21 protein-coding genes, 1 tRNA gene and 1 pseudogene are annotated in these 21,320 nt (G+C 71.2%); 12 read left to right on the top strand and 11 right to left on the bottom strand.

Features of this window, described 5'->3' with window-relative positions; all coding sequences use genetic code 11:
* Positions 1 to 63: 63 nt before the first annotated feature.
* From gyrA to LX16_RS11005, 4 genes and pseudogenes are all read left to right on the top strand, one after another.
* On the top strand, positions 64 to 2,478 hold the full coding sequence (gene gyrA, locus LX16_RS11020; RefSeq protein ID WP_345740766.1) for a DNA gyrase subunit A: 2,415 nt from the start codon (positions 64 to 66) through the stop codon (positions 2,476 to 2,478).
* A gap of 115 nt (positions 2,479 to 2,593) precedes the next feature.
* A pseudogene (locus tag LX16_RS11015) lies at positions 2,594 to 3,085 on the top strand (DUF3566 domain-containing protein); the annotation flags it as partial.
* 206 nt (positions 3,086 to 3,291) lie between these two features.
* Positions 3,292 to 3,368 (top strand) — tRNA-Ile (locus LX16_RS11010).
* A gap of 91 nt (positions 3,369 to 3,459) precedes the next feature.
* On the top strand, positions 3,460 to 4,248 hold the full coding sequence (locus LX16_RS11005; protein WP_147137674.1) for a DUF1963 domain-containing protein: 789 nt from the start codon (positions 3,460 to 3,462) through the stop codon (positions 4,246 to 4,248).
* A gap of 19 nt (positions 4,249 to 4,267) precedes the next feature.
* Here LX16_RS11005 and LX16_RS11000 read toward each other — a convergent pair whose 3' ends face one another.
* A complete protein-coding gene (locus LX16_RS11000; RefSeq protein ID WP_147137671.1) occupies positions 4,268 to 4,777 on the bottom strand; it encodes a GNAT family N-acetyltransferase in 510 nt (169 codons plus the stop codon).
* A gap of 137 nt (positions 4,778 to 4,914) precedes the next feature.
* On the opposite strand from LX16_RS11000, the gene LX16_RS10995 reads away from it, so the two are divergent.
* Positions 4,915 to 5,313 carry a DUF4440 domain-containing protein gene (locus LX16_RS10995; RefSeq protein ID WP_147137667.1) on the top strand — a complete coding sequence of 133 codons (399 nt, stop codon included), beginning with the start codon at positions 4,915 to 4,917 and terminating at the stop codon, positions 5,311 to 5,313.
* Here LX16_RS10995 and LX16_RS10990 read toward each other — a convergent pair.
* Complete coding sequence (locus LX16_RS10990; protein WP_147137664.1) at positions 5,237 to 6,412, bottom strand: alkene reductase; 1,176 nt, start codon at positions 6,410 to 6,412, stop codon at positions 5,237 to 5,239. The genes LX16_RS10995 and LX16_RS10990 overlap by 77 nt on opposite strands.
* Positions 6,413 to 6,468: 56 nt before the next feature.
* Between LX16_RS10990 and LX16_RS10985 the strand changes: the two genes are divergently transcribed.
* Positions 6,469 to 6,855, top strand: a complete 387-nt coding sequence (locus tag LX16_RS10985; RefSeq protein ID WP_147140674.1) for a MerR family transcriptional regulator — start codon at positions 6,469 to 6,471, stop codon at positions 6,853 to 6,855.
* A gap of 626 nt (positions 6,856 to 7,481) precedes the next feature.
* On the opposite strand, the gene LX16_RS10980 is transcribed toward LX16_RS10985, so the two are convergent.
* Together LX16_RS10980 and LX16_RS10970 are read right to left on the bottom strand one after the other, a co-directional pair.
* The gene (locus LX16_RS10980; RefSeq protein WP_158645561.1) at positions 7,482 to 8,285 is read right to left on the bottom strand and encodes a hypothetical protein; all 804 of its coding nucleotides are present in this window, start codon (positions 8,283 to 8,285) and stop codon (positions 7,482 to 7,484) included.
* 96 nt (positions 8,286 to 8,381) lie between these two features.
* Positions 8,382 to 9,056, bottom strand: coding sequence for an NUDIX hydrolase (locus LX16_RS10970; RefSeq protein WP_147137653.1), 675 nt, complete (start codon positions 9,054 to 9,056; stop codon positions 8,382 to 8,384).
* A 66-nt stretch (positions 9,057 to 9,122) separates the two neighbouring features.
* On the opposite strand from LX16_RS10970, the gene LX16_RS10965 reads away from it, so the two are divergent.
* Complete coding sequence (locus LX16_RS10965) at positions 9,123 to 9,512, top strand: hypothetical protein (protein WP_147137650.1); 390 nt, start codon at positions 9,123 to 9,125, stop codon at positions 9,510 to 9,512.
* Between the two features lie 16 nt (positions 9,513 to 9,528).
* On the opposite strand, the gene LX16_RS10960 is transcribed toward LX16_RS10965, so the two are convergent.
* Genes LX16_RS10960 through LX16_RS10940 form a run of 5 tightly spaced genes read right to left on the bottom strand, consistent with a single transcriptional unit; the run spans position 9,529 to position 15,567 of the window.
* Complete coding sequence (locus LX16_RS10960) at positions 9,529 to 11,013, bottom strand: acyl-CoA mutase large subunit family protein (RefSeq protein WP_147137647.1); 1,485 nt, start codon at positions 11,011 to 11,013, stop codon at positions 9,529 to 9,531.
* On the bottom strand, positions 11,003 to 12,481 hold the full coding sequence (locus LX16_RS10955) for a class I adenylate-forming enzyme family protein (protein WP_147137644.1): 1,479 nt from the start codon (positions 12,479 to 12,481) through the stop codon (positions 11,003 to 11,005). Before LX16_RS10955 ends, LX16_RS10960 begins: the two co-directional genes overlap by 11 nt.
* Positions 12,472 to 13,860 (bottom strand): CoA-binding protein, encoded by a 1,389-nt coding sequence (locus LX16_RS10950; RefSeq protein WP_147137641.1) that lies wholly within the window; start codon positions 13,858 to 13,860, stop codon positions 12,472 to 12,474. The genes LX16_RS10955 and LX16_RS10950 overlap by 10 nt, the downstream gene beginning before the upstream one ends.
* Positions 13,861 to 13,918: 58 nt before the next feature.
* A complete protein-coding gene (locus LX16_RS10945; RefSeq protein ID WP_147137638.1) occupies positions 13,919 to 14,734 on the bottom strand; it encodes an HAD family hydrolase in 816 nt (271 codons plus the stop codon).
* A complete protein-coding gene (locus LX16_RS10940) occupies positions 14,731 to 15,567 on the bottom strand; it encodes an HAD family hydrolase (RefSeq protein ID WP_147137635.1) in 837 nt (278 codons plus the stop codon). Before LX16_RS10940 ends, LX16_RS10945 begins: the two co-directional genes overlap by 4 nt.
* Positions 15,568 to 15,822: 255 nt before the next feature.
* Here LX16_RS10940 and LX16_RS10935 point away from each other — a divergent pair, with 255 nt between their 5' ends.
* Positions 15,823 to 16,320, top strand: coding sequence for a hypothetical protein (locus LX16_RS10935; RefSeq protein ID WP_147137632.1), 498 nt, complete (start codon positions 15,823 to 15,825; stop codon positions 16,318 to 16,320).
* 13 nt (positions 16,321 to 16,333) lie between these two features.
* Here LX16_RS10935 and serS read toward each other — a convergent pair whose 3' ends face one another.
* Positions 16,334 to 17,590 (bottom strand): serine--tRNA ligase, encoded by a 1,257-nt coding sequence (gene serS / locus LX16_RS10930; RefSeq protein ID WP_147137629.1) that lies wholly within the window; start codon positions 17,588 to 17,590, stop codon positions 16,334 to 16,336.
* 61 nt (positions 17,591 to 17,651) lie between these two features.
* Between serS and LX16_RS10925 the strand changes: the two genes are divergently transcribed.
* From LX16_RS10925 to LX16_RS26570, 4 genes are all read left to right on the top strand, one after another.
* Positions 17,652 to 17,999, top strand: a complete 348-nt coding sequence (locus tag LX16_RS10925; protein WP_345740767.1) for a metallopeptidase family protein — start codon at positions 17,652 to 17,654, stop codon at positions 17,997 to 17,999.
* Positions 18,000 to 18,115: 116 nt separating this feature from the next.
* The gene (locus LX16_RS10920) at positions 18,116 to 19,591 is read left to right on the top strand and encodes a DHA2 family efflux MFS transporter permease subunit (RefSeq protein WP_147137622.1); all 1,476 of its coding nucleotides are present in this window, start codon (positions 18,116 to 18,118) and stop codon (positions 19,589 to 19,591) included.
* A 150-nt stretch (positions 19,592 to 19,741) separates the two neighbouring features.
* Positions 19,742 to 20,410: a DsbA family oxidoreductase gene (locus LX16_RS10915; RefSeq protein ID WP_147137619.1), complete on the top strand. Its 669-nt coding sequence runs from the start codon at positions 19,742 to 19,744 to the stop codon at positions 20,408 to 20,410.
* On the top strand, positions 20,407 to 20,559 hold the full coding sequence (locus LX16_RS26570) for a hypothetical protein (RefSeq protein WP_158645560.1): 153 nt from the start codon (positions 20,407 to 20,409) through the stop codon (positions 20,557 to 20,559). The genes LX16_RS10915 and LX16_RS26570 overlap by 4 nt, the downstream gene beginning before the upstream one ends.
* Here LX16_RS26570 and LX16_RS10910 read toward each other — a convergent pair.
* A complete protein-coding gene (locus LX16_RS10910) occupies positions 20,546 to 20,944 on the bottom strand; it encodes a GNAT family N-acetyltransferase (RefSeq protein ID WP_147137616.1) in 399 nt (132 codons plus the stop codon). The two genes, LX16_RS26570 and LX16_RS10910, sit on opposite strands and share 14 nt — an antisense overlap.
* Between the last annotated feature and the right edge of the window lie 376 nt (positions 20,945 to 21,320).

The following is a 21,320-nucleotide window of genomic DNA, read 5'->3' as shown; positions in this document are numbered from 1 at the left end:
CCGGACCTCGACGTTCCGGAGGTGTCGGGCGGGCGGATCGAGCCGGTCGGCGTCGAGATCGCCATGCAGCGGTCCTATCTGGACTACGCCATGAGCGTCATCGTGGGCCGGGCCCTGCCCGACGTGCGCGACGGCCTCAAACCGGTACACCGCAAGATCCTCTACGGGATGTACGACGGCGGTTACCGGCCCGACCGGGGATACGTCAAGTGCTCCCGCGTCGTCGGCGACGTCATGGGGCAGTACCACCCGCACGGCGACTCCGCCATCTACGACACCCTCGCCCGGATGGCGCAGCCGTGGTCGCTGCGTTACCCGCTCATCGACGGACAGGGCAACTTCGGTTCCGCCGGCAACGACGCGCCGGCCGCGATGCGGTACACCGAGTCCCGTCTCGACGCGCTGGCCATGGAGATGCTGCGCGACATCGACGAGGACAGTGTCGACTTCGGACCCAACTACGACGGCAAGACCACCGAGCCCCTCGTCCTGCCGTCCCGGATTCCGAACCTGCTGATCAACGGCTCCGAGGGCATCGCGGTCGGTATGGCGACCAAGATCCCGCCGCACAACCTGCGGGAGGTCGCCTCGGCGGTCAACTGGTGCCTCGACAACCCGGAGGCCCCGGAGGACGAGACCCTCGAAGCGCTCATCACGCTCGTCCAGGGTCCCGACTTCCCGACCGGCGCCCTCATCGTCGGACGCTCCGGCATCGAGGACGCCTACCGGACCGGCCGCGGCTCGGTGCGGATGCGCGCCGTCATCGAGGTCGAGGAGGACCGCAAGGGCCGCACCTGCCTCGTCGTGTCGCAACTGCCGTACCAGGTCAACCCCGACAACCTGGCCGAGCGGATCGCCGAACACATCAAGGAGGGGCGGATCTCCGGCATCGCCGACATCCGCGACGAGTCCTCCGGGCGCACCGGGATGCGCCTCATGCTGGTGCTCAAACGCGACGCCGTCGCCAAGGTGGTGCTGAACAACCTCTACAAGCACACACAGCTGCAGGAGACCTTCGGCGCCAACATGCTGGCCCTGGTCGACGGGGTGCCCCGCACCCTGAACCTGGCCCAGTTCGTGCGGCACTACGTCGCCCACCAGATCGAGGTCATCCAGCGGCGCACCCGGTTCCGGTTGCGCAAGGCCGAGGAACGCGCCCACATCCTGCGCGGTCTCGCCAAGGCCCTCGACCAGCTCGACGAGGTCATCGCACTGATCCGCCGCTCCCCGTCGGCGGAGGAGTCCAAGTCCGGCCTGATGCGGCTGCTGAGCGTCGACGAGATCCAGGCGACCGCGATCCTCGACATGCAGCTGCGGCGGCTGGCGGCACTGGAACGCCAGAAGATCATCGACGAACTCGGTGAGATCGAGACCAAGATCGCCGACCTGAAGGACATCCTGGACCGCCCCGACCGGCAGCGCTCCATCGTCAAGGACGAACTCAACACGGTCGTCGCCAAGTGGGGCGACGAGCGTCGCACCCAGATCGTCCCGTTCGAGGGCGAGGTCAACATGGAGGACCTCATCGCCCGCGAGGACGTGGTCGTGACGATCACGCGCGGCGGCTACGCCAAGCGCACCAAGATCGACTCGTACCGGTCGCAGCGGCGCGGCGGCAAGGGCGTCGCCGGTGCCGGGCTCAAGCAGGACGACCTGGTCAGCCACTTCTTCGTGTGCTCCACGCACGACTGGATCCTGTTCTTCACCAACAAGGGCCGGGTGTACCGGGCCAAGGCGTACGAGCTGCCCGAGGCCAGTCGTACCGCGCGCGGCCAGCACGTCGCGAACCTGTTGGCGTTCCAGCCGGACGAGCACATCGCCCAGATCATGCAGATCAGCGGCTACGACGTCGCGCCGTACCTGGTCCTGGCGACCAGCCGCGGGCTCGTCAAGAAGACCAGGCTGTCGGACTTCGACTCGGCGCGCAGCGGCGGCGTCATCGGCATCAACCTGCGCGACGGCGACGAGCTCGTGGCGGCGGCCCTGATCAGCCAGGAGGACGACCTGCTGCTGGTCTCCAAGCGGGCACAGGCGATCCGCTTCCCCGCCAGCGACGAGTCGCTGCGGCCCATGGGACGCGCCACCTCCGGTGTCATCGGGATGCGGTTCACCGAGTCCGACGAGCTGCTGACCATGGAGGTCGTACGCGAGGGCATGGACATCCTCGTCGCCACCAGCGGCGGATACGCCAAGCGCACACCCATCGAGGAGTATCCGCAGCAAGGACGAGGCGGTAAGGGGGTCCTCACCGCTAAGATAACCGAGAGGCGGGGTGTCCTCATCGGTGCGCTTTCGGTGAGCCTTGAGGATGAACTGTTCGCTATCACATCGGAGGGCGGTGTGATCCGGACTCCGGTGAAACCGGTGCGCCGGACCACCGATCGCAACACGATGGGTGTCAAACTGATGGACCTGCCAGAGGGCGTGACGCTGATAGCGATCGCGCGTAGCGCCGACGAACCGGACGAACAGGACTGAAACTATGACCGAGGCACAGGTTGGTGGCGCGTCGGCCTCCGGGCATGCCGCCGTCGCGGGCACCACGCCCGCGACGGACGACACCGAGGTGAACGCGACCTACACCCGCCCACCGGGCATGGCTCCGCCACCCACGTCCCCGGACGCGGTGGATCAGCCCCCCGTCGCCCAGGGCCCCGCCCGGGTGGCGGAGGCCGTCAAGGCGGCACGCGCCGCCGTGTCGGCCGCGGCGGGACGGGGTCCACGCCGGGCCAGGTTGCATGTGAAACGCATCGACCCGTGGTCGGTCATGAAGTTCTCGTTCGCGGTGTCGGTGGTCCTGTTCATCGTCATGATCGTCGCGACCACCGTCCTGTACATCGCACTGGACGCGATGGGCGTGTTCGACAGCGTCAACGAGCTGTTGGCGTCGCTGATCGGGGCCGGCGGCGGTGAGGGCGACGTGTCGTTCCAGTTCACCGCCAAGGGCGTGATCCTGGTGTCGGCGCTGCTCGGCCTCGTGAACATGGTGTTGTTCACGGCGTTGTCCACGCTCAGCGCGTTCATCTACAACGTCTGCGCGGACCTGGTCGGCGGCATCGAGTTGACCCTCGCCGAGAAGGACTGACACCGCATCCGAACGTGACGCGGGGCGGGCACCGGGTGGTGCCCGCCCCGCGTCGTGCCCGGCGTAACCGGGATGCGCGGACCGCCCTCCGACGGCTATCCTCACCGAGGTGAGCGTGCCCGTCGGCACCGCCGAAACCACCACCCTCGCGGTGGGTGCGGTTTCGGCGTCGGGTAAGGTTTCCAACCGTTGCACGAGTATCCCCCGGGGCTATAGCTCAGTCGGTTAGAGCGCAGAGCTGATAACTCTGAGGTCGATGGTTCGATTCCATCTAGCCCCACCAGGGAGAAGCGCCCCGGCCGATCAGGCCGGGGCGTTTCCGTGTGCAGGCACGGGTTCCGGTCTCGGTTGCGGATGGCGCGCACAATCGTCGGATGACCGAACGGCCGGACCCCCGGCGAGAACTGTGGCAGCGTGTCGCCGACTCCGCCTCACGGCATCTGGCGGCCCGAATCGCCCGGCGGCGCGAGGCGCGCGTCGCCACCGGCTTGCGGCTACGCGACGCCGAACCCGGTGACGTCGTCGTCGGGTACCTCGGCGGCGACCCCGAACTCCCCGGGGACCATCCCTGGCCGGGCGGCGACACGCCCTTCCAACACCTGCTGAGCGTCGACCTCGCCGTGTTGCCCCGGATCGATCTGGAGCTGCCGCCGGACGGCCGCCTGCTGTTCTTCGCCGAACCCGACGACCTGCAGGACTGCGCCGTACTGCACATCCCCGCCGGCACGCCGACCCGGTCCACGTCCCCGCCGCCCGGCTCGAGGGCGGAGAGCCACCCGCGACTGGACCTGGCCGCCGACGTGGAGGTCTGCCACCCTTCCGGCACCCACCCCTATGTCCGGGGCGGACTCGACCGATACCTGGACGGCCGGTGGCTGCCCTCCGACGACGGGGGACCGATGTACTGCACGCACCGGATCGGCGGCTACGGCGAGGGCGTCCAGTACGACCCCGACTTCGCGCCCTCCGCGGCGGCCGCCGCCGCGCGGGTCGCGGTGGACGGGGAGACCGACGAGGACCTGCCCGTCCTGCTGGCGCAGATCGACACCGACGACAACGGCGTCGGCTGGGGCGACATGGGGAACTCGCACTGGGTGATCGACCGGGAGGCCCTGCTCGCCCGGCGGTTCGAGGAGACCCGGATGTACTGGAGCTGCTTCTAGCGGCGGCCGACCGCGCGGTTCACACCAGGTGTTTCGCCATCAGGAGGGAGTCGATGTAGCGGCCGTCGATGAACAACTGGTCGCGCATCCTGCCCTCCTCGACGTAGCCGGCCCGCCGGTACAGGCGTATCGCCGCGTCGTTGGTGGCGAACACGTACAGCATGATCTTGCGGGCGCCCCGGGCCGCCGCGACCTCGGCCACGTGCTCCAGAAGCCGCAGGGCGGCGCCCCGGCCACGCGCCGCCGGATCGACGGCCAGGCCGGGGATCAGTAGTACGTGCGCCGACTCGGGATTGTTCGCGGCGGGTGCCAGGCGGATGTACCCGATGATCCGGCCGGCGTGTTCGGCGACGAAGTGGATGTCCACGGGACGCCGCTCGGCGTCGAAGAACACGACCTGATCCGGGTCGCGCATCGACGGGAATCCGGAGTCGGAGTTCCACGCCGTCTTCTCGATGGCCAGCAGGGCCGCGTCGTCGTCGACGGTCGCGGGCCGTACCGTGACGGAATCCGGGTCGGTGGTCATCATGCCGCCAGTATTCACCGGGCAGACCGGACGGGACCACCCCGCCCGCTCGGCACCGGTTACGCTCCGACCGGGCGTGGCGGAAGCCGGCCGACACCCCGCCCACCGGCCCGACCGCCGCCACGTATCGAGGAGAACCGATGCCCAGCCCTTCGGACGAACTGGCCACCCTGGTCCGGGAACTGCACGACGACCTGGCGACGTGGCTGGGTACACCAGCCGCACCCGAGGTGTTCGCCCGGTTCGCCGCCGCGCAACACCCCGACTTCACCCTGGTGGGACCCGACGGCACCGTCACCGACCGGGAGTCGCTGCTGGCGGAACTGCGGGAGGCCCGCAACGCCGTCCCCGGTATGCGCATCGAGATCTCGGACCTCCACGAGGTGGCGCGGGTGCCGGAGATGGTGGTGGTGCGGTTCCTGGAAACCCATCACCGCGGCGAGGGCGGCAACCATCGGCGGGTCACCGCCGTGCTGGTCCGGGAGCCGGGAGGCGACTGGTCGTGGCGGACCGTCCACGAGACCGCCGCCTCCCGGTGACCCCTGATAAGACCGCCGCCGGGCTCAGTGCCGGGTAATCGACGTAACCGGTCGCCGTCTGCCCGTACAGGTGGGCGGAGTCGATCTCCTGGAGTGGTGCGTCGGCGGCGAACCGGGCCGGTAGGTCGGGGTTGGAGATGAAGGCCCGTCCGTAGGACACCAGGTCGGCCAGCCCCTCCGCGAGGACGGCCTCCCCGGCCGCCCGGGTGGTCGGTTCGCGGTTCTCTCCCACGTTCCCGATGAGCGTGCCGTTCCACCGGGGCCGCAGGTCGCGCAACGCCGGGTAGGCGTCGTCGTCGGTGAGGTGGAGGTAGGACAGGCCGAACCGGTCGAGCCGGTCCACCAGCGCCCGGTACACCGGTGCCGGGTCGGCCTCCGACATGCCGAACTGGGGGTTGCCGGGTGACAGCCGGACGGCGGTGCGGTGCGCGCCGACCGCGTCGGCGATCGCCTCGACCGCCTCCACGGCGAACCGGATCCGGTCGGTGACGCGGCGGGCCCCGTACTCGTCGGTGCGCAGGTTCGTGTTGTCGGCGAGGAACTGGTGGACGAGGTAACTGTTGGCGCCGTGTAGTTCGACACCGTCGAAACCGGCGGCCACGGCGTTGCGGGCGGCGTGGTGGTAGTCGGCGAGTGCCTGGCGGATGTCGGCGCGGGTCATCGCCCGGGGCGTGATCGGGGCGGCCTTGTCGCCGTGGCGGGTCCGCACCGGGTCCGGGGACGGTACCGCCGACGGACCCGCAGGCACGTCGCCCAGGACCCGCGCGAGCGGATGCCCCTTGCGGCCGCCGTGCATGAGCTGCGCGTAGATCCTGCCGCCCGCGGCGTGGACGGCGTCGGTCACGGCGCGCCAACCGGCGACGTGCGCGTCGGTCTCCAGCGCGGGGATCCGCCAGTCGGACTGGCCGCGTGCGCTGGGGGAGATGCCCTCCGAGACGATCAACGCGGCGGTCGCCCGTTGCGCGTAGTAGTCGGCGACGATCGGCAGCGGCGTACCGTCCTCGGTGGCGCGGTAGCGGGTCATCGGGGCCATGACGACGCGGTTCGGCAGTACGAGGTCTCCGAGACGGTAAGGCGTCGACAACGGTGAATGCGTCATGCCGGTACGGTAGAACCTGACACCAATGTCAGAGGCAAGTCGGAGTGGGACGGACCATGCGCATCGGGGAACTCGCCCGCCGGACCGGAGTGAGTGAACGGTCGCTGCGGTACTACGAACAGCAGGGGCTCCTGGTCTCGGACCGGACGCCCCGGGGGCAACGCGTCTACCGTGAGGCGGCCGTCGACCGGGTCATCCGGATCCAGGAGTTGTACGCCGCCGGACTCAACAGCGCCAAGATCGCGCAGATCCTACCGTGCATGCGGGACGCCGACGGCGGACCGGCGGCCTCGGCGACGCCCTGGCTGGTGGAGGAACTGTCGTCGGAGCGGGAACGCATCGACCGGATGATCGGTGAACTCGAACGGGCGCGCGGCGTCCTGGACGACGTGATCTCGGTGGCCGCCGGAAGCCGGAACGGTCCGGTGGACTCCGCGGCGTGACCCCCGACGCCGTGGGTCAGAGGTGAAGGGCCCGGTCGGTGCGATCGGACGACACGCCGGATGTGGGAGCCGAGGTGCCGGCCGCCGGGGGTGTTCAGCGGCGGTGCCCGCGCGATCGGCGTGCCGTCGACGGAACCGATCCGCGCCGACGCCCAGGGCCGGTGATTCCGTGCCCGGCCACGCCCCACCCCTTACCGGGGGCTGACCACCCTCACGACGAAGTGTGACTGTCAGGTCACGAGACTGTCAACGGGTTATTCAGCGGGGCTTCAGGCGAGCCCGCCGGCTATCGCTGCCCACGCGTGGCACACCCGCCGCCCCGCCGGATTACGGACCGCACCGTGCTTGCCGAGCCCCGTCCCGCCCGGCCGAGTGTCGCCCCACGGTGCCCGGCGCCCCCCGTTCCACCGTGCTCTGCGTCGGGCAACCCGGGCCGTCGGCGCCGACGACGCACGGCTCAGCCGGCCCGGGCTCGTCACGCGGACGGACCGCGCACGTCGTGAACGCCACGCCCGGCCGACCGGCGAACCCGAACCCCACCGACCCACACCGCGAACCCGGCCTTGATGCGCACCGACCGGCCCGTCTCCCGCGCCCCCGGAGCCGGGGCCACGGGAGACGGCGGGTCAACCCGTCCTCAAGCCGTTCAGCACCTCGTTGGCCGTGTCGACCGCCATGTTCCGCAACACGTCCAATGGCACGCCCGGCGGCGTGTCGCCGTCGATCCTGTCCTCGACCTCGAAGTGCACCGAGAGCGTCAGCGCCCCCTGCCGCACGACCAGGTGCACCCAACGGGAGGAGTCCGTCTCCGTGCCGACCAGCAACGCCGCCTCGGTCTGGAACTCACCGGTGCCCAGGTCCTCGCCGTCCCAGTAGTCGAGGTCGGCCGAGAACGCCGCGTCGGCGGTGGCGACGTCCGGGTGGACGTCCACGGTCACACCGAACTGCCCCTGATGCCCCGACTCCGGGAACGTCGCCTCGTGGTTCAACGTGACCGCGCAGTCGTAGTAGCCGTCCGGGGCGGCCGACACGACCGGCATCACCGTCCCCAACCGGTCCGTGTCGACGAGGTCGCACACGTCCGAGGGGTCCTCGCCGGTCAGGGCGGCGCCGTCGTACGGCGGGGCCGTGACCTGGTACGCCTGCGGATACTCCGGCTGCGGCGTCGTGGCGTCCTCGATGGTCTCGGCGCCGCCACCGAACAGGTACCAGGCACCTCCGCCGCACACCGCCACCCCGAGCAGGACGACGACGATCACCGCGATGATGATCCCGGTGTGGTTTCGCGGCGGTTTCGCGGCGGGAGCCCCCGGTGGCGTGATCGGCGGCGGGCCGCCGGGTACCTGGCCGGATGGCGGCGGGGGAGGTGGCCCGGGCGGGTACGGCGCGCCACCCGGCGGAGGTGACTGGTACGGATACGGCTGGTTCACGGCAACTTCCTGAGTCGATGCGGTCCGGTGTCACGGACCGCGGTTCCGTGACGTTAGCCGCCGCCGCCACGAGAACCGCACGGATGCGACACGCCGTCAGCGCCGCAGCAGCGGCGGGTGCAGGCTGGTGGCCGGGCCACGCCGGTACAGCCGGGCGGGTCGCCCCCGGTCGCTGCTGGTGTGATGGTCGGTCGCGACCACGAACCCGGGCGTGCCGGTCACCTTCCGGTGGAAGTTCCTCGGGTCCAACCGGGTCCCCCACACGGTCTCGTATATCCGCCGCAACTGGGCGATGGTGAACTCCGGCGGGCAGAACTGCGCCGCGAGCGACGAGTACTCCAGTTTCGCGCGGGCACGCTCCACCCCGTCGGAGAGGATCCGGTGGTGGTCGAACGCCAACGCCGCCGGGTCGGCGAGCAGCGGCCCGGTCGCGGTCCAGTCGGCGGAGCCCGCCGGTTGCGGCGGGTCGGCGAGCAGCGCGAGGTAGGCGACGGTGATGACCCTGCCGCGCGGGTCGCGGCCGGGCTCGCCGTATGTGGCGAGCTGTTCCAGGTGCCCCGCGTCGTGGGGTAGGCCGGTCTCGTCGGACAGTTCACGGGTCGCCGCCGCCGGAAGCGGTTCGTCCGGGTGGACGAACCCGCCCGGGAGCGCCGCCCGCCCCTCGAACGGTGGTACGGCCCGGGTCACGGTGAGCACGTGCAGGACGTCCCGCTGTACCGTCAGGATGACCAGGTCGACGGTGACGGCGAACTTGGCGACCGGCTCGGGCATACCTCATTATGGGCCCGCGCCTCCCCGGTTCCGGATCGCGGCGGCCCGCCGAGATCGGAGTACGGCATGTCGCGATTCGCCGAATGGCAGTCCCGGACGTTGGGCGCGCTGGCCGAGAGGCTGGTCGTGGCGACCGGTGGACGATGCGAGGACGTCACCGACATGCGGGTGTGTCGCTGCGGACGGATCCGCTGGTACGGCCGGGGCGGCACCCAGTGGGGCGACTGCTTCGTGACCGCCGGGGACGCGGCGGCCCCGGGACGCGCGTTGCTGGCGCACGAACGGCATCATCGCGACGCCCAGTGGCGACGCCACGGCTGGGCCTTCGGTCTCATGTACGTGGCGGCGGAGTGCTGGGACGTGTGGCTCCGCCGGCGGCCCTGCAACCGGTACGAACGCGCCGCGGAGGACGCGTCGGACGGTGGGGGCGGCTACCCGCCGGAGCCGCCGCGGTGATGTTCCACGTGGAACGTCACCCCGGCCGCCACGCCCCGAACACCGAGGTGAGCCGGGACATGATCTCCCCGACCGTGGCGTGGCACCGCACGGCGCGCCGACACGCCGGGACGATGTTGTCGCCCTTCTCCGCAGCCTCGGTGAGGGCGTTGAGCGCCGCCGCCACGGCGGTGTCGTCGCGTTCGTCGCGCAACCGCCGCAGCGACGCGCACTGCGCCGACTCGACCGCCGGGTCGACCCGGAACACCGACAACTCCTCGGGCGGGGTCTGCCAACGGTTCACCCCGACGACGACCCGGTCCCCGGTCTCGACCGCCCGGGCCTGCCGGTAGGCGGCTTCGGCGAGTCGCTCCTGCTGGTACCCGGCCTCGATGGCGGCGACCGCGCCGCCCCGGTCCTCGATGTCGGCCATGACGGCGCGGACGGCCTCGGCGCACCGGTCGGTGCGCGTCTCGACCTCGTACGACCCGCCGAGCGGGTCGGCGACCCCGGCGACCCCGGTCTCGTGCGCGACGATCTGCTGGGTGCGCAACGCGAGTGTCGCCGCCTCCGCCGTCGGCACGCCCAGCGCCTCGTCGTAGGCGCACACGTGGAGGGTCTGGACGCCGCCGCAGGCCGCCGCGAACGCCTCCAACGCGGTGCGGGCCAGGTTGTTCAGCGGCTGTTGCGCGGTGAGCGACGACCCGGCCGTGAACGCGAAGATGCGCAACCGGGCACTGGCGGGATCGGTCGCGCCGTACCGTTCGGTCACCAGCTCCGCCCAGACGCGGCGGGCGGCCCGCAGTTTCGCGACCTCCCCGAGCACGTCCATGCCGACGGACAGGAACGTGTACAGCGACGGGGCCACCCGGTCGACCGGGATGCCACGCCCGGTGAGTTCGTCCAGGTACGCGATCGCGTTGGCGAAGGTGTAGCCGACCTCGGTCGCGGCGTCGCCGCCGGCTTCGGCGATGTGGTAGCCCGACATCGCCAACGGCACCCAGCCGGGCGCGTGCGTGGACAGGTACTCCATGGTGTCCACCGCCAGGCGCAGACCCGCCCGGACGGGCAGGATCTGGGTGCCGCGCGCGAAGTACTCCTTGAGGACGTCGTTCTGGATGAACACGCCGAACGCCCCCGGGTCGATGCCGCGTTCCTCCGCCAACGCCAGGCACATCGCCGCCCACACGAAACCGATCGAGTTCGCGGTCGTGCGGATCTGACTGACCCGGGACAGGTCGATCCCGTCGAACAGGGTCTCGAAGTCGGCGAGGGAGTCGACGGCGACGCCGACCCGCCCGACCTCCCCGGCGGCGCGGGGGTCGTCGGAGTCGAGGCCGAGTTGGGTGGGCAGGTCGAGCGCCACGGAGAAGCCGGTCTGCCCGGCGTCGAGGAGTTCCCGGAACCTGGCCCCGGTGTCGGCGGCGGTCCCGAACCCGGCGTACTGGCCCATGATCCACGGCTGCGGCTCGGCGGTGATGCCGCGCGTGTACGGGAACCTTCCGGGTTCTTCAGTGGTCATCGCGGGCCAGCGCCTTCTTGTCGATCTTGCCGGTGGCGTTGAGCGGGAACCGGGTGAGCCGGCGATACGACTTCGGTCGTTTGAAACCGGCCAGGGCGGCCTCGCAACGCGCCCGCAGTTCGGCCTCCGTCGCCGACCCGGTGTAGGCGGCGGTCACCCGCTGCCCCCATTCGGGGTCTTCGGCGCCGTACACCGCGACCTGGTCGACGCCGGGTACTCCCGCGAGCAGTGTCTCGACCTCCCGCGGGTACACGTTGTATCCGCCGGTGAGGATCATGTCGGCCTTCCGGTCGACGAGCCACAGGTGCCCGTCGGGGCCGATCCTGCCGAGGTCACCGGTCGCCAGCCGTCCGTCCCGCAACGCCTTGGCGTCGGACTCGCCGCGCCAGTAACCGGGCATGACGTGCGGTCCCCACGTGACGACCTCACCGGTCTCGCCCGCGGGGACCGGCACGCCGTGTTCGTCGACGACGGCGAGGTCCACGAGCCGGGCCGCCCGGCCCGCCGAGGCCAGCAGTTCGGGGCGGCCGTCGACGGCGTCGGCGTGGTCCTCGGGGGTCAGCACCGTGACGGGCGGGATCGCCTCCACCAGCCCGTAGTACTGCACCAGCGCCCCGGTGATCCGTTCGCGGGCGCCCCGGATGTGCGCGGCCGACATCGGGGCGCCCGCGTACGCCAACATCTTCAGTCCCGGCTGGAACTCCAGGTCGGGGGAGCCGAGCAGTCGCGCGATCATCGTCGGCACCAGCGCGGTGTGGGTGACACCCCGGTGCGTGAAGGCGTCGAGTACCGCGTCGGTGTCGAAGCCGGTGTGGATGATCTGCCGGGCGCCCGCCGTCAGGAACGGCAGCACGAACAGGCCGGACGTGTGACTGATCGGCCCGGCGTGCAGGTACGTGTCGCCGGGGCCGGGCAGTCCTCCCAACACGTCGAGCGTCATGTTCGTCATCGAGGTGAGCCGGTGCCGGTGGTGGCGGCGCACCCCCTTGGGGGTCCCCGTCGTTCCGGACGTGTAGTTCAGTGACACCAGGTCGGAGTACACCGGGAGGGTCAACGGGTCGGCGCGTTCGAGCCGTTCCAGGTGGTCGCCGCCGATCGTGAGGTTGGCGGGCAGCCGGTCGTACAGGCCCGCCGCCCGGGTGGCCAGCGAGGCGTCGCACAGCAGCCCTGCGGGTTCGCAGTCGGCGGCGATCCGGTCCCAGTCGTCGGTGTGCAGCCGGTAGTTCAACGCGACCCGGACCAGCCCGGCGCGCATGCACGCCAGGTCGGCCTCGACGACGCTGTTCTGGTTGGGTTGCAGGTCCAGCACCCGGTCACCCGGACGCAGGCCCATGTCCCGCAACACCCCGGCCAGCCGCGCCACCCGCGACGCCAGCTCGGCGAACGTCTGGGTGCCCTGCGGCCCCTCCAGGGCGACACGGTCGCGGAACCGGACGGCGGCGCGGTCGAACAGGGTCGTCACGTCCATGTCGTCCCCCAACGGTCGGTGCGGGCGGCGTCCAGCACGGCCACCGCCGCGTCCGGTGTGGCGTACACGCCGATGCCCGCGTCGGCCAGCCGGGGACGCAGCCGCGGCGACAACGAATCGGCACCGGTGCGGGACACCGCGACCGGTTTACCGGACCCGGCGACGGCGATGATGACGTCCGCCGCGGCGTCGGCCTGCCCGGCCGCCAGGACGCACAGCGACACCAGTACCGCGTCGCAGCCGTCGTCGTCGACGAGGGCGCGAAGGCTCTCCACCAGCAGTTCCGGCCGGCCGATGACGCTCGCGGTGACGTCCAGCGGGTTGTCCACCGACGCGAATCCCGGGAGTGTCCGGCGGAGCCGGTCCCGTGTCGTGTCCGACAGTTCCGCCAGCCGCAACCGGGACCGGTGGATCGCGTCGGCGGCGAGGATGCCCGCCCCGCCCGAGGTGGTGACGACCGCGACCCGGTTCCCGGTCATCGGGGGCATCGCGAATCCGGCGGCGTGGTCCAGCAGGGCGGGGACGTCGGCGGCGACGGTGACGCCGTGACGGTGGAACACGGCCGGGTCCTCGTCGCCGGTGCGGCCCCGCCGGGTGACGGCCGCGGCGGCCCCTGCCCGGGAGTGACCGGTGAGCAGCACGGCGGCGGGCACTCCGGTCGCGGCGAGCGCTGCCAACCGGTCCTCGTCGGGCACCGACTCCAGGTACGCGACCACGCCGGTGCAGTCGGGTCGTTCCGCGAGGGCCGCCATGACCTCTCCGGCGGTGATGTCGCACTCGTTGCCGGTGGTGACGATCCAGCCGGGCCGCAGGCCGCGTTCGGCGGCGAGACTGGCGATGCCGAAACCGATGCCGCCGGAGTGGCTGACGACCGCCAGGCCGCCGGGCCGCGAATGGTCGTATCCGTGGAACATGGGGGAGAAACCGGTGATCAGGCCGGTGTGGATGTCGGCGGCGCCGATGCAGTTGGGGCCGAGGATCCGCATGCCGTGTTCTGCGGCCGTCCGGGCGAGCGCGGCCTCGGCGCGGGCACCGGCCGGTCCGGCGTCGGCGAAGCCGGAGGAGGTGACCACGACGGTGGACACCCCGGCGGCGGCGCAGTCGAGGAGACTGTCGGCGACCGCGTCGGCGGGGATGACGAGGACCGCGACGTCCACGGTCTCCGGCAGGTCGGTGACCTTGCGGTGCGCCGGTATGCCGCGCACGGTCGCCGCCGAGGGGTGCACGGGGTAGACGTTCCCCCGGTACCCGGCGCGCGCGAGGTGGTCGAGGACCGTTCCCCCGATGGATCCCGGCCGGTCGGAGGCGCCGACGACCGCGACGGCCGTGGCGTCCCACAGTGCGGTGATCCCCTGTGGTCGATCGTGACGGCCCGGCATGGCACACAGACTGTCACGCCCGGCTGACGTCCGTCAAGACGACGCCATACCGAGCGGGTCACGCGGTCGCGAGCAGCCGTTCCAGGTAGGTGGCGACGCCGTCCTCGTCGTTGGAGCCGGTGACCTCGTCCGCGGCGGCCTTGACGTCGGGGTGCGCGCCGGTCATCGCCACGGCGCGCCCGGCCCACTCGAACATGGGCAGGTCGTTGAGTGCGTCGCCGAAGACCATGACGTCGCGGCTGTCGACGCCGAGCCGGTCGGCGACGTAGGCCAGTCCGGTGGCCTTGGTGGTCCCGGGTGGACAGATCTCGACGAAACCGATGCCGGCCTCGGTGACCGACGCCAGATCGGCCGGCACCACCGAGCGCGCGATCTCCAACAGCTCCAGGGCCGGCACGGTCATGCTGCGCACGAAGGTCTTGATGACCGGGCCCCGGAAGATGTCCTCCCGTTCACAGCCGAGGATCGGCACCGGCCACGGCCAGTCCGGGATCACCGCGCCGATGAGCGGCGCCTCGTGCCCGGGGTCGCACTCGGCGATGACGGTCAGGTCACCGCCGTGCCGTTCCAGCAGTTCCACGACCGCGGCGGCCCGGTCGCCCGGCATGACGGTCTCTCGCAACGGCACCGCCGAGTCGGGACCGTCGCAGTGGTACACGTAGCCGCCCTGCGCCAGAACGAGGTGCCCGGCACTGGGGATGTCGTCGCGGCAGAGGCGGAGCAGTCGCGGGCCGCGACCGGTGATGCCCACGACGTGGACGCCGCGCTCCACGAGCCGGGCGAGTGTCCGGTGTGAACGTTCCGAGACCGTGTTGTCGGTGCGGACCAGGGTTCCGTCCAGGTCCGTGGCGACCAGTCGGGGCAGTGGACTCATCGAAACCACCTCCGCAGTACCGTGGCGACGCCGTCGTCGCCGACGGCGGGTGCGACCTCGTGGGCGGCGGCCTTGACCTCGTCCACCGCCTGTCCCATCGCGACGGCGTGCCCGGCCCAGCCGAACATCGGCAGGTCGTTGGCGGCGTCGCCGAAGACGACGGTGTCGGCGGCCGAGACCCCGTGGTGCCGGGCGATGGCCTCGGCGCCGGTCGCCTTGGTGACTCCGGCCGGTCCGATGTCGATCCAGCCGTTGAAGCCCACCTCCACACAGTACATTCCGGGATCGAGTGCGGCGTCGTTTGCGAGTTTGCCGGCCAGTGGGCACCGTAGGCCCGCGCCGTACCGGCTTCCGCCGGGGAGGCGGGCGGCGAGGCGCGGGGTGCTGGTGGCGGCCAGTGTCGCGACGTCGACGACGTCGGCCCAGTCACTGTGGAAGTCGCGGGCGAAGTCGGCGGTGTGCCGCCAACCGACCGTGCCCAGTTCCACGGCGAACGCGGTGCGGACGTCGGCGGCGGCGAGGCTCTTCACGGCCAGCGAGGGGTCGATCATGTGGGAGTCGACGACGGCGCCGGCGGCGAGGTCGTAGGTGACGGCACCGTGCGCGGCGGAGATCAGGCCGCGGGTCAGGCCCAGTGACCGGGCGGTGCGGAGGGCGCCCCAGATGGCGCGGCCGGTGGCGATGGCGACGGGGACGCCGGCGGCCTGTACGGCGGCGAGGGCTTCGATGACGGCGGGGCTGGGCTCGGCCGCGGCGGTGAGGGAGGTGTCTCCGGCGCCGTGTGCCACCACCGTGCCGTCGAGGTCGACGATGACGAGTCCGGGCTTCTTCATGTTCCGACATTACCGGCGTGGAGATGACGGGGATCGCCGCGTGTGCGCCAACTCATGGTTGCCGAGGGTTGAAGACTCGGGGCGCCGTCTCCCGCGGTGAACCTGAAGGCGCGCTGAATAACCGGTTGACGTGGTTTCGGCCGGTTTGTCATGCTTCGAGCCGACCGGGTGGTCTGCCCCCGGTCGGGGTGGGGCGTTCAGGGCGCCCGGCGGTCCCGCCGTCCCCGGTGTCCGGGCGGCCCATAGGCTCACGCCGTGGTGTATCACCTGATCGGCTACGACGAACGGTTGCGGATGGTGCCCACCGACCGGGCGGCGCTCGACGCCGAACTGGCCCGGATCGGTGAACCGGAGGGCTTCGCGGAGTTGCGCGCCGCCGGTCTCGGCAGGTTGCTGACCGGCGAGTACGAGGCGGCGGCCGGGCTGCTGGACGCCGCCTACGAGGCGGCCGACACCGATCGCCGCCGTCTCGCGGTGATGGTGAACCGGGCGGACGTGACGAGGTACGCCGGCGACCCGGCGGCGGCACTGCCGCAGTACCGGCGTGCCGTGGAACTGGCGCGTGCCTCGGTCCCCGAGCTGCTGGACTTCGCGCTGCAGCATCTCGGGAAGTGCCTGGCGGAGTCGGGCGAGACCGGCGAGGCCGGCACGGTGCTGCACGAGGCGTTGGCGCTGCGGTTGGTGAAGGGCGACCCGGAACTGGTCGCCTCGACCCGGCGGGCGATCGAGTTGTTCACACCCGCCGGGTCCTGAAGCGTGTGGCCGGTCAGCCGACCGGTTCGAGGACCTCACGGCCGACGAACGGCTGCAACGCCTTCGGCACGTACACCGAACCGTCGGGCCGCTGGTGGTTCTCCAGCAGCGCCACGAGCCACCGGGTGGTCGCCAGGGTGCCGTTCAGCGTCGCGGCGGTGCGGGGTTTCCCGTCCTCGTCGCGGTACCGCACGCCGAGCCGCCGTGCTTGGAAGGTGGTGCAGTTCGACGTGGAGGTGAGCTCCAGGTACCGCTGTTGGCTGGGCAGCCACGCCTCGCAGTCGTACTTGCGGGCGGCCGAGGAGCCCAGGTCGCCGGCGGCGGTGTCGATGACCCGGTACGGCAGTTCCATCTTGCCGAGCATGTCCTCCTCGAAGGCGAGGAGGCGTTCGTGTTCGGCGGCGGCGTCCTCGGGCCGGCAGTACGAGAACATCTCCACCTTGTCGAACTGGTGGACCCGGATGATGCCCCGGGTGTCCTTGCCGTAGCTGCCCGCCTCGCGGCGGAAGCAGGTGGACCAGGCGGCGTAGCGGCGCGGCTCGGTCAGGTCGAGGATCTCTCCGGAGTGGTAGGACGCCAACGGCACCTCGGAGGTGCCGACGAGGTAGAGGTCGTCGCGTTCGATGTAGTAGACCTCTTCGGCGTGCGCGCCGAGGAAGCCGGTGCCGGCCATGGCGTCGGGCCGTACCAGGACGGGCGGGATCATCGGGGTGAACCGGTGTTCCAGCGCGTACTGGACGGCCAGTTGCAGCATTCCGAGTTGGAGCTGGGCGCCGACGCCGGTCAGGTAGCCGAACCGGGCTCCCGAGGTCCTGGCGCCGCGTTCCATGTCGATGGCGCCGAGTAGTTCGCCGAGTTCCAGGTGGTCGCGGCACGGGTCGGGTGTGCGGATCTCGCCGACCTCGCGCAGGACGGTGTAGTCGTCCTCGCCGCCGGGCCGGACGCCTTCCTCGACGAGGTTGGGGATGGCGAACTGTGCGTTGCGGAGCGCCTCGGCGGCGGTGGTGACGGCGTTCTCGGCGGCCTTGACCGCTCCGGAGAGTTCCCGGGTGCGGGCGAGCAGCTGCTGTTTCTCGTCACCGGAGGCCGCCGACACCTTCTTGCCGAACTGTTTCTGTTCGGCGCGCAGCGACTCGTAGCGCTGCAGGGCGTTGCGGTGGGCGGTGTCGGCGGAGGCGAGATCGTCAACCAGCCGGGTGGATTCGCCGCGCAGTTCTTGGCTGCGCCGGATCAGGTCGGGATTCTCTCGCAGTACTCGCAGGTCGATCACGAAGAGAAAGGTTACTCGTAGCGGTGGAGGAGGGCGACGTCATATCCTTCGGGTCGTGGCTGTGGAGATGTCGGCGGAGCGATTCGAGGAACTGGTCTCGGAGGCGCTGGACGAGGTGCCCGCAGCACTCTTGTCCATGATGGACAACGTGGTGATAGTGGTCGAGGACGCGCCCGAGGGACCCGACCAGAACCTCCTCGGACTCTACGAGGGCTACGCCCTGACCGAACGGGGCTGGGACTACGGGGCCGTGCTGCCCGACAAGATCACCGTCTACCGGCTGCCCACCCTGCGCGTCTGCGACACCGAGGAGCAGGTGGTCGAGGAGGTCGCGGTGACCGTCGTACACGAGATCGCCCACCACTTCGGCATCGACGACGAGAGACTGCACGCGCTGGGCTGGGGCTGACCGGCACCCGGAATCGGCGACCCGCCCGGCGGCGGCCCCCCGGTCCGATAGCCTCGGTGGGCGCCCGGCCGCCCTCACGCCGGGCGGGCGGAGTCGCGGGGCGGGAGGCTTCACGGATGCCGGAGCGGACCGGACCATGGCCGGCGTTGTGGTCACTGGTCATCGGGTTCTTCATGCTCCTGGTCGACTCCACGATCGTGTCGGTCGCGATGCCCGCCATCATGTCCGGCCTGGGAGCCGACATCACCGAGGCGGTCTGGGTCACCAGCGCCTACCTGCTCGCCTACGCGGTGCCGTTGCTCATCACCGGCCGCCTCGGCGACCGGTACGGGCCCAAGAACGTCTACCTCGCGGGCCTCGCGGTGTTCACCGCCTCCTCGGCGTGGTGCGGCTTCGCGGGGACCGTGGAGAGCCTCATCGTCGCCCGCGTGGTGCAGGGCCTGGGCGCGGCGATGATGACGCCGCAGACGATGGCCGTGATCACCCGGACGTTCCCACCCGACCGGCGCGGTACCGCGATGGGACTGTGGGGGTCGGTTGCCGGTGTCGCCACCCTCGTGGGGCCGGTGGTGGGCGGGTTGCTCGTCGACGGCCTCGGGTGGGAGTGGATCTTCTTCATCAACGTCCCGGTCGGCGTCGTGGGCTGGGTGCTGGCGTTCCGGCTCGTCCCGGTCCTGCCCACCCACGTCCACAGCTTCGACGTCCCGGGCGTGATCCTCTCGGCCGTCGGCCTGTTCTGCCTGGTGTTCGGTATCCAGGAGGGTGAGACCTTCGACTGGGGGACGATCGTCGGCCCGGTCTCGGTGTGGAGTCTGGTGGCCACCGGCCTGGTCGTGCTGGCGGTGTTCGTCGCCTGGCAGCGCTGGAACCGCCGCGAGCCGCTGGTCCCGCTGCGCCTGTTCGCGGACCGGAACTTCAGCCTCGCCAACGTCGCCATCAACGGCATGGGGTTCGCGGTGACGGGTATGGCGCTGCCGTTGATGCTCTACGCCCAACTCGCGCGGGGTTTCAGTCCCACCCAGGCGGCGTTGCTGATGGCGCCGATGGCGGTGATCTCCGGGGTGCTCGCGCCGGTGGTCGGCAGGCTCGTCGACCGGATGAACCCCAAGTACCTCGCCGCCGGCGGCTTCGCCTGCATGATCGCGGGACTGGTCTGGCTGGGCGCGATCCTGTCCCCCGACGTCCCGGTGTGGTCGCTGCTGTTGCCGGTGGCGCTGCTGGGATTCGGCAACGCGGGAGTGTGGGCTCCGCTGTCCACGTCGGCCACCCGGAATCTGCCTCCGGCGTTGGCGGGAGCCGGCTCCGGCGTCTACAACACCACCCGGCAGTTCGGCGCGGTCCTGGGTAGTGCGGGCATCGCCGCGATGATGAACGCCCGGCTCGCCGTGCACGTTCCCGGGATGGACACCGCCGACGCCGGCGGCGGTGAGACGGACATGCCCGGGCCGGTCCGTGACGCGTTCTCGCTGGCGATGGGGGAGTCGCTGCTGCTTCCCGCCACCGTCCTGGTCGTCGGTTTCGTCGTCGTGTGGTGGTTCGCCGCGCCCACACCCCGCGCGGCGGTCGCGGGTTGGCATGCCGACTCCCGGTGAGCGGCGGAACCGGTCACGTCCGGGAATCGATCGCCTGCCCGGGCCGTTGCATCCTGCGACTCCGCCGTGCGACGGCGTGACGGCGGCCTCGTCGTACGTCCCGAGACGGCCACCCCGCTCGCCGCGAACCGCGAACAACGAGGAGACGCAATGACCGCACCGTTGAAGGTCGACATCTGGTCCGACATCGCCTGCCCGTGGTGTTACATCGGCAAACGACGCTTCGAGGACGGCGTGGAACGGTACCGGGCGAACGGCGGTGACGCCGCCGTCGAGGTCGAGTACCACTCGTTCGAGCTGGCCCCCGACACCCCGGTGGACTTCGACGGCAGCGAGGTCGATTTCCTCGCCGAGCACAAGGGCATGCCCGCGGCGGCGGTGAAGGGCATGCTTCAGCAGGTCACCGACATCGCGGCCTCCGTCGGGCTGCACTACGACTTCGACGCGCTCCGCCACACCAAGACGTACCGGGCGCACCAGGTGCTGCACCTGGCCAAGGCGCACGGCAGGCAGGCGGAACTCAAGGAGCGGTTCCTCAAGGCGTACTTCGAGGAGGGCCGTCATCTCGGCCGCGACTCCGAACTGATCGCACTGGCCGCCGAGGTGGGTCTGGATCCGGAACTGGTGCGCGCGGCCCTCGCCGAGGACGCCCACCGCGACGACGTGGCCGCCGACATCGCGCAGGCCCGCGCCTACGGCATCTCCGGGGTGCCGTTCTTCGTCATCGACGAGAAGTTCGGTGTGTCCGGCGCACAGGAACCCCAGGTGTTCGCGGCGGCGTTGGAGCAGGCGGCGGCGGCCCGGGGCGACGCGTCATGACCGCCGAACGGGACGAGACGGCGCCGTCGCCGTTCACGCTGCTGGGTGATCCGGACGCCGTGGCGTGCGACGGCGACTCATGTGAGATCCCGGCCGCCACCGTCCGGGCGCCCGGCGACGAGACGGGGGAACCGGTCACGTCAACCTGATCAACCCCGCGGCCGTGGGACGGAACCCGCACGCGCCGAGGTAGAACCCGGTGAGGTGTTCCTCGTAGTCGACGTGCAGCCATTCGCAACCGGCGTCGCGCGACCGGTCCACGGCATGCGCGACCAGGGCGGTCCCGATACCGCCGCCCTGTCTGTCCGGTGCGGTGCAGGTGTCGAGCAGGAAAGCGTGCCGGCGGCCGTCCCAGGCGACGTTGACGAACCCGACGAGGCTGTCGCCGTCGTGGGCGCTGACCCAGCCGAGACTGTGCCGGTGCAGCCGTGCCATGGTCGGCGCCGGAAGCACCCGGTGGCCGAAGGCGGCGGCGTGGAGCGTGTTGACCTGAATGTCGGTGAGCGGTGCCCGCCACCGGTACGCGATGTCCATCGGGGCATCCTGCCGCCCGGCGGACTGCTCCGGGCGCCGTGGTCGAGGAGGGACACCGTGACCCGCGAGACCGGCTGGCCCGTGGCGGATCGGACGCCGGTCGTTCGCCATCGCGAATAATCACGGCGACGCACCGGCCCCCGCCGAACCTGAAGCCACGCTGAATAACCGGTTGACGACGCTCGGTGCGCCCGGTCATGCTTTGCGATGTGGGTGGCCTGCCCCCGGATAGGGGTGGGGTGTGAAGGTGCCCGCGATTCCGCCCGTTCGTGCCTCCGGGCGGTTCGCGTCGCGCGGGAAGGGAACCGGGGACGTCGGCCCCGTGTCACCGTACCGCGGCCGTGTCACCGCACCGCGCGATCACCGGCCAGGCGGG

Source organism: Stackebrandtia albiflava (genome assembly GCF_007994225.1).
GTDB lineage: Bacteria > Actinomycetota > Actinomycetes > Mycobacteriales > Micromonosporaceae > Stackebrandtia > Stackebrandtia albiflava.
Note: the sequence above shows the minus strand (reverse complement) of the source record. Positions and strands in the feature narration are given on the sequence as shown.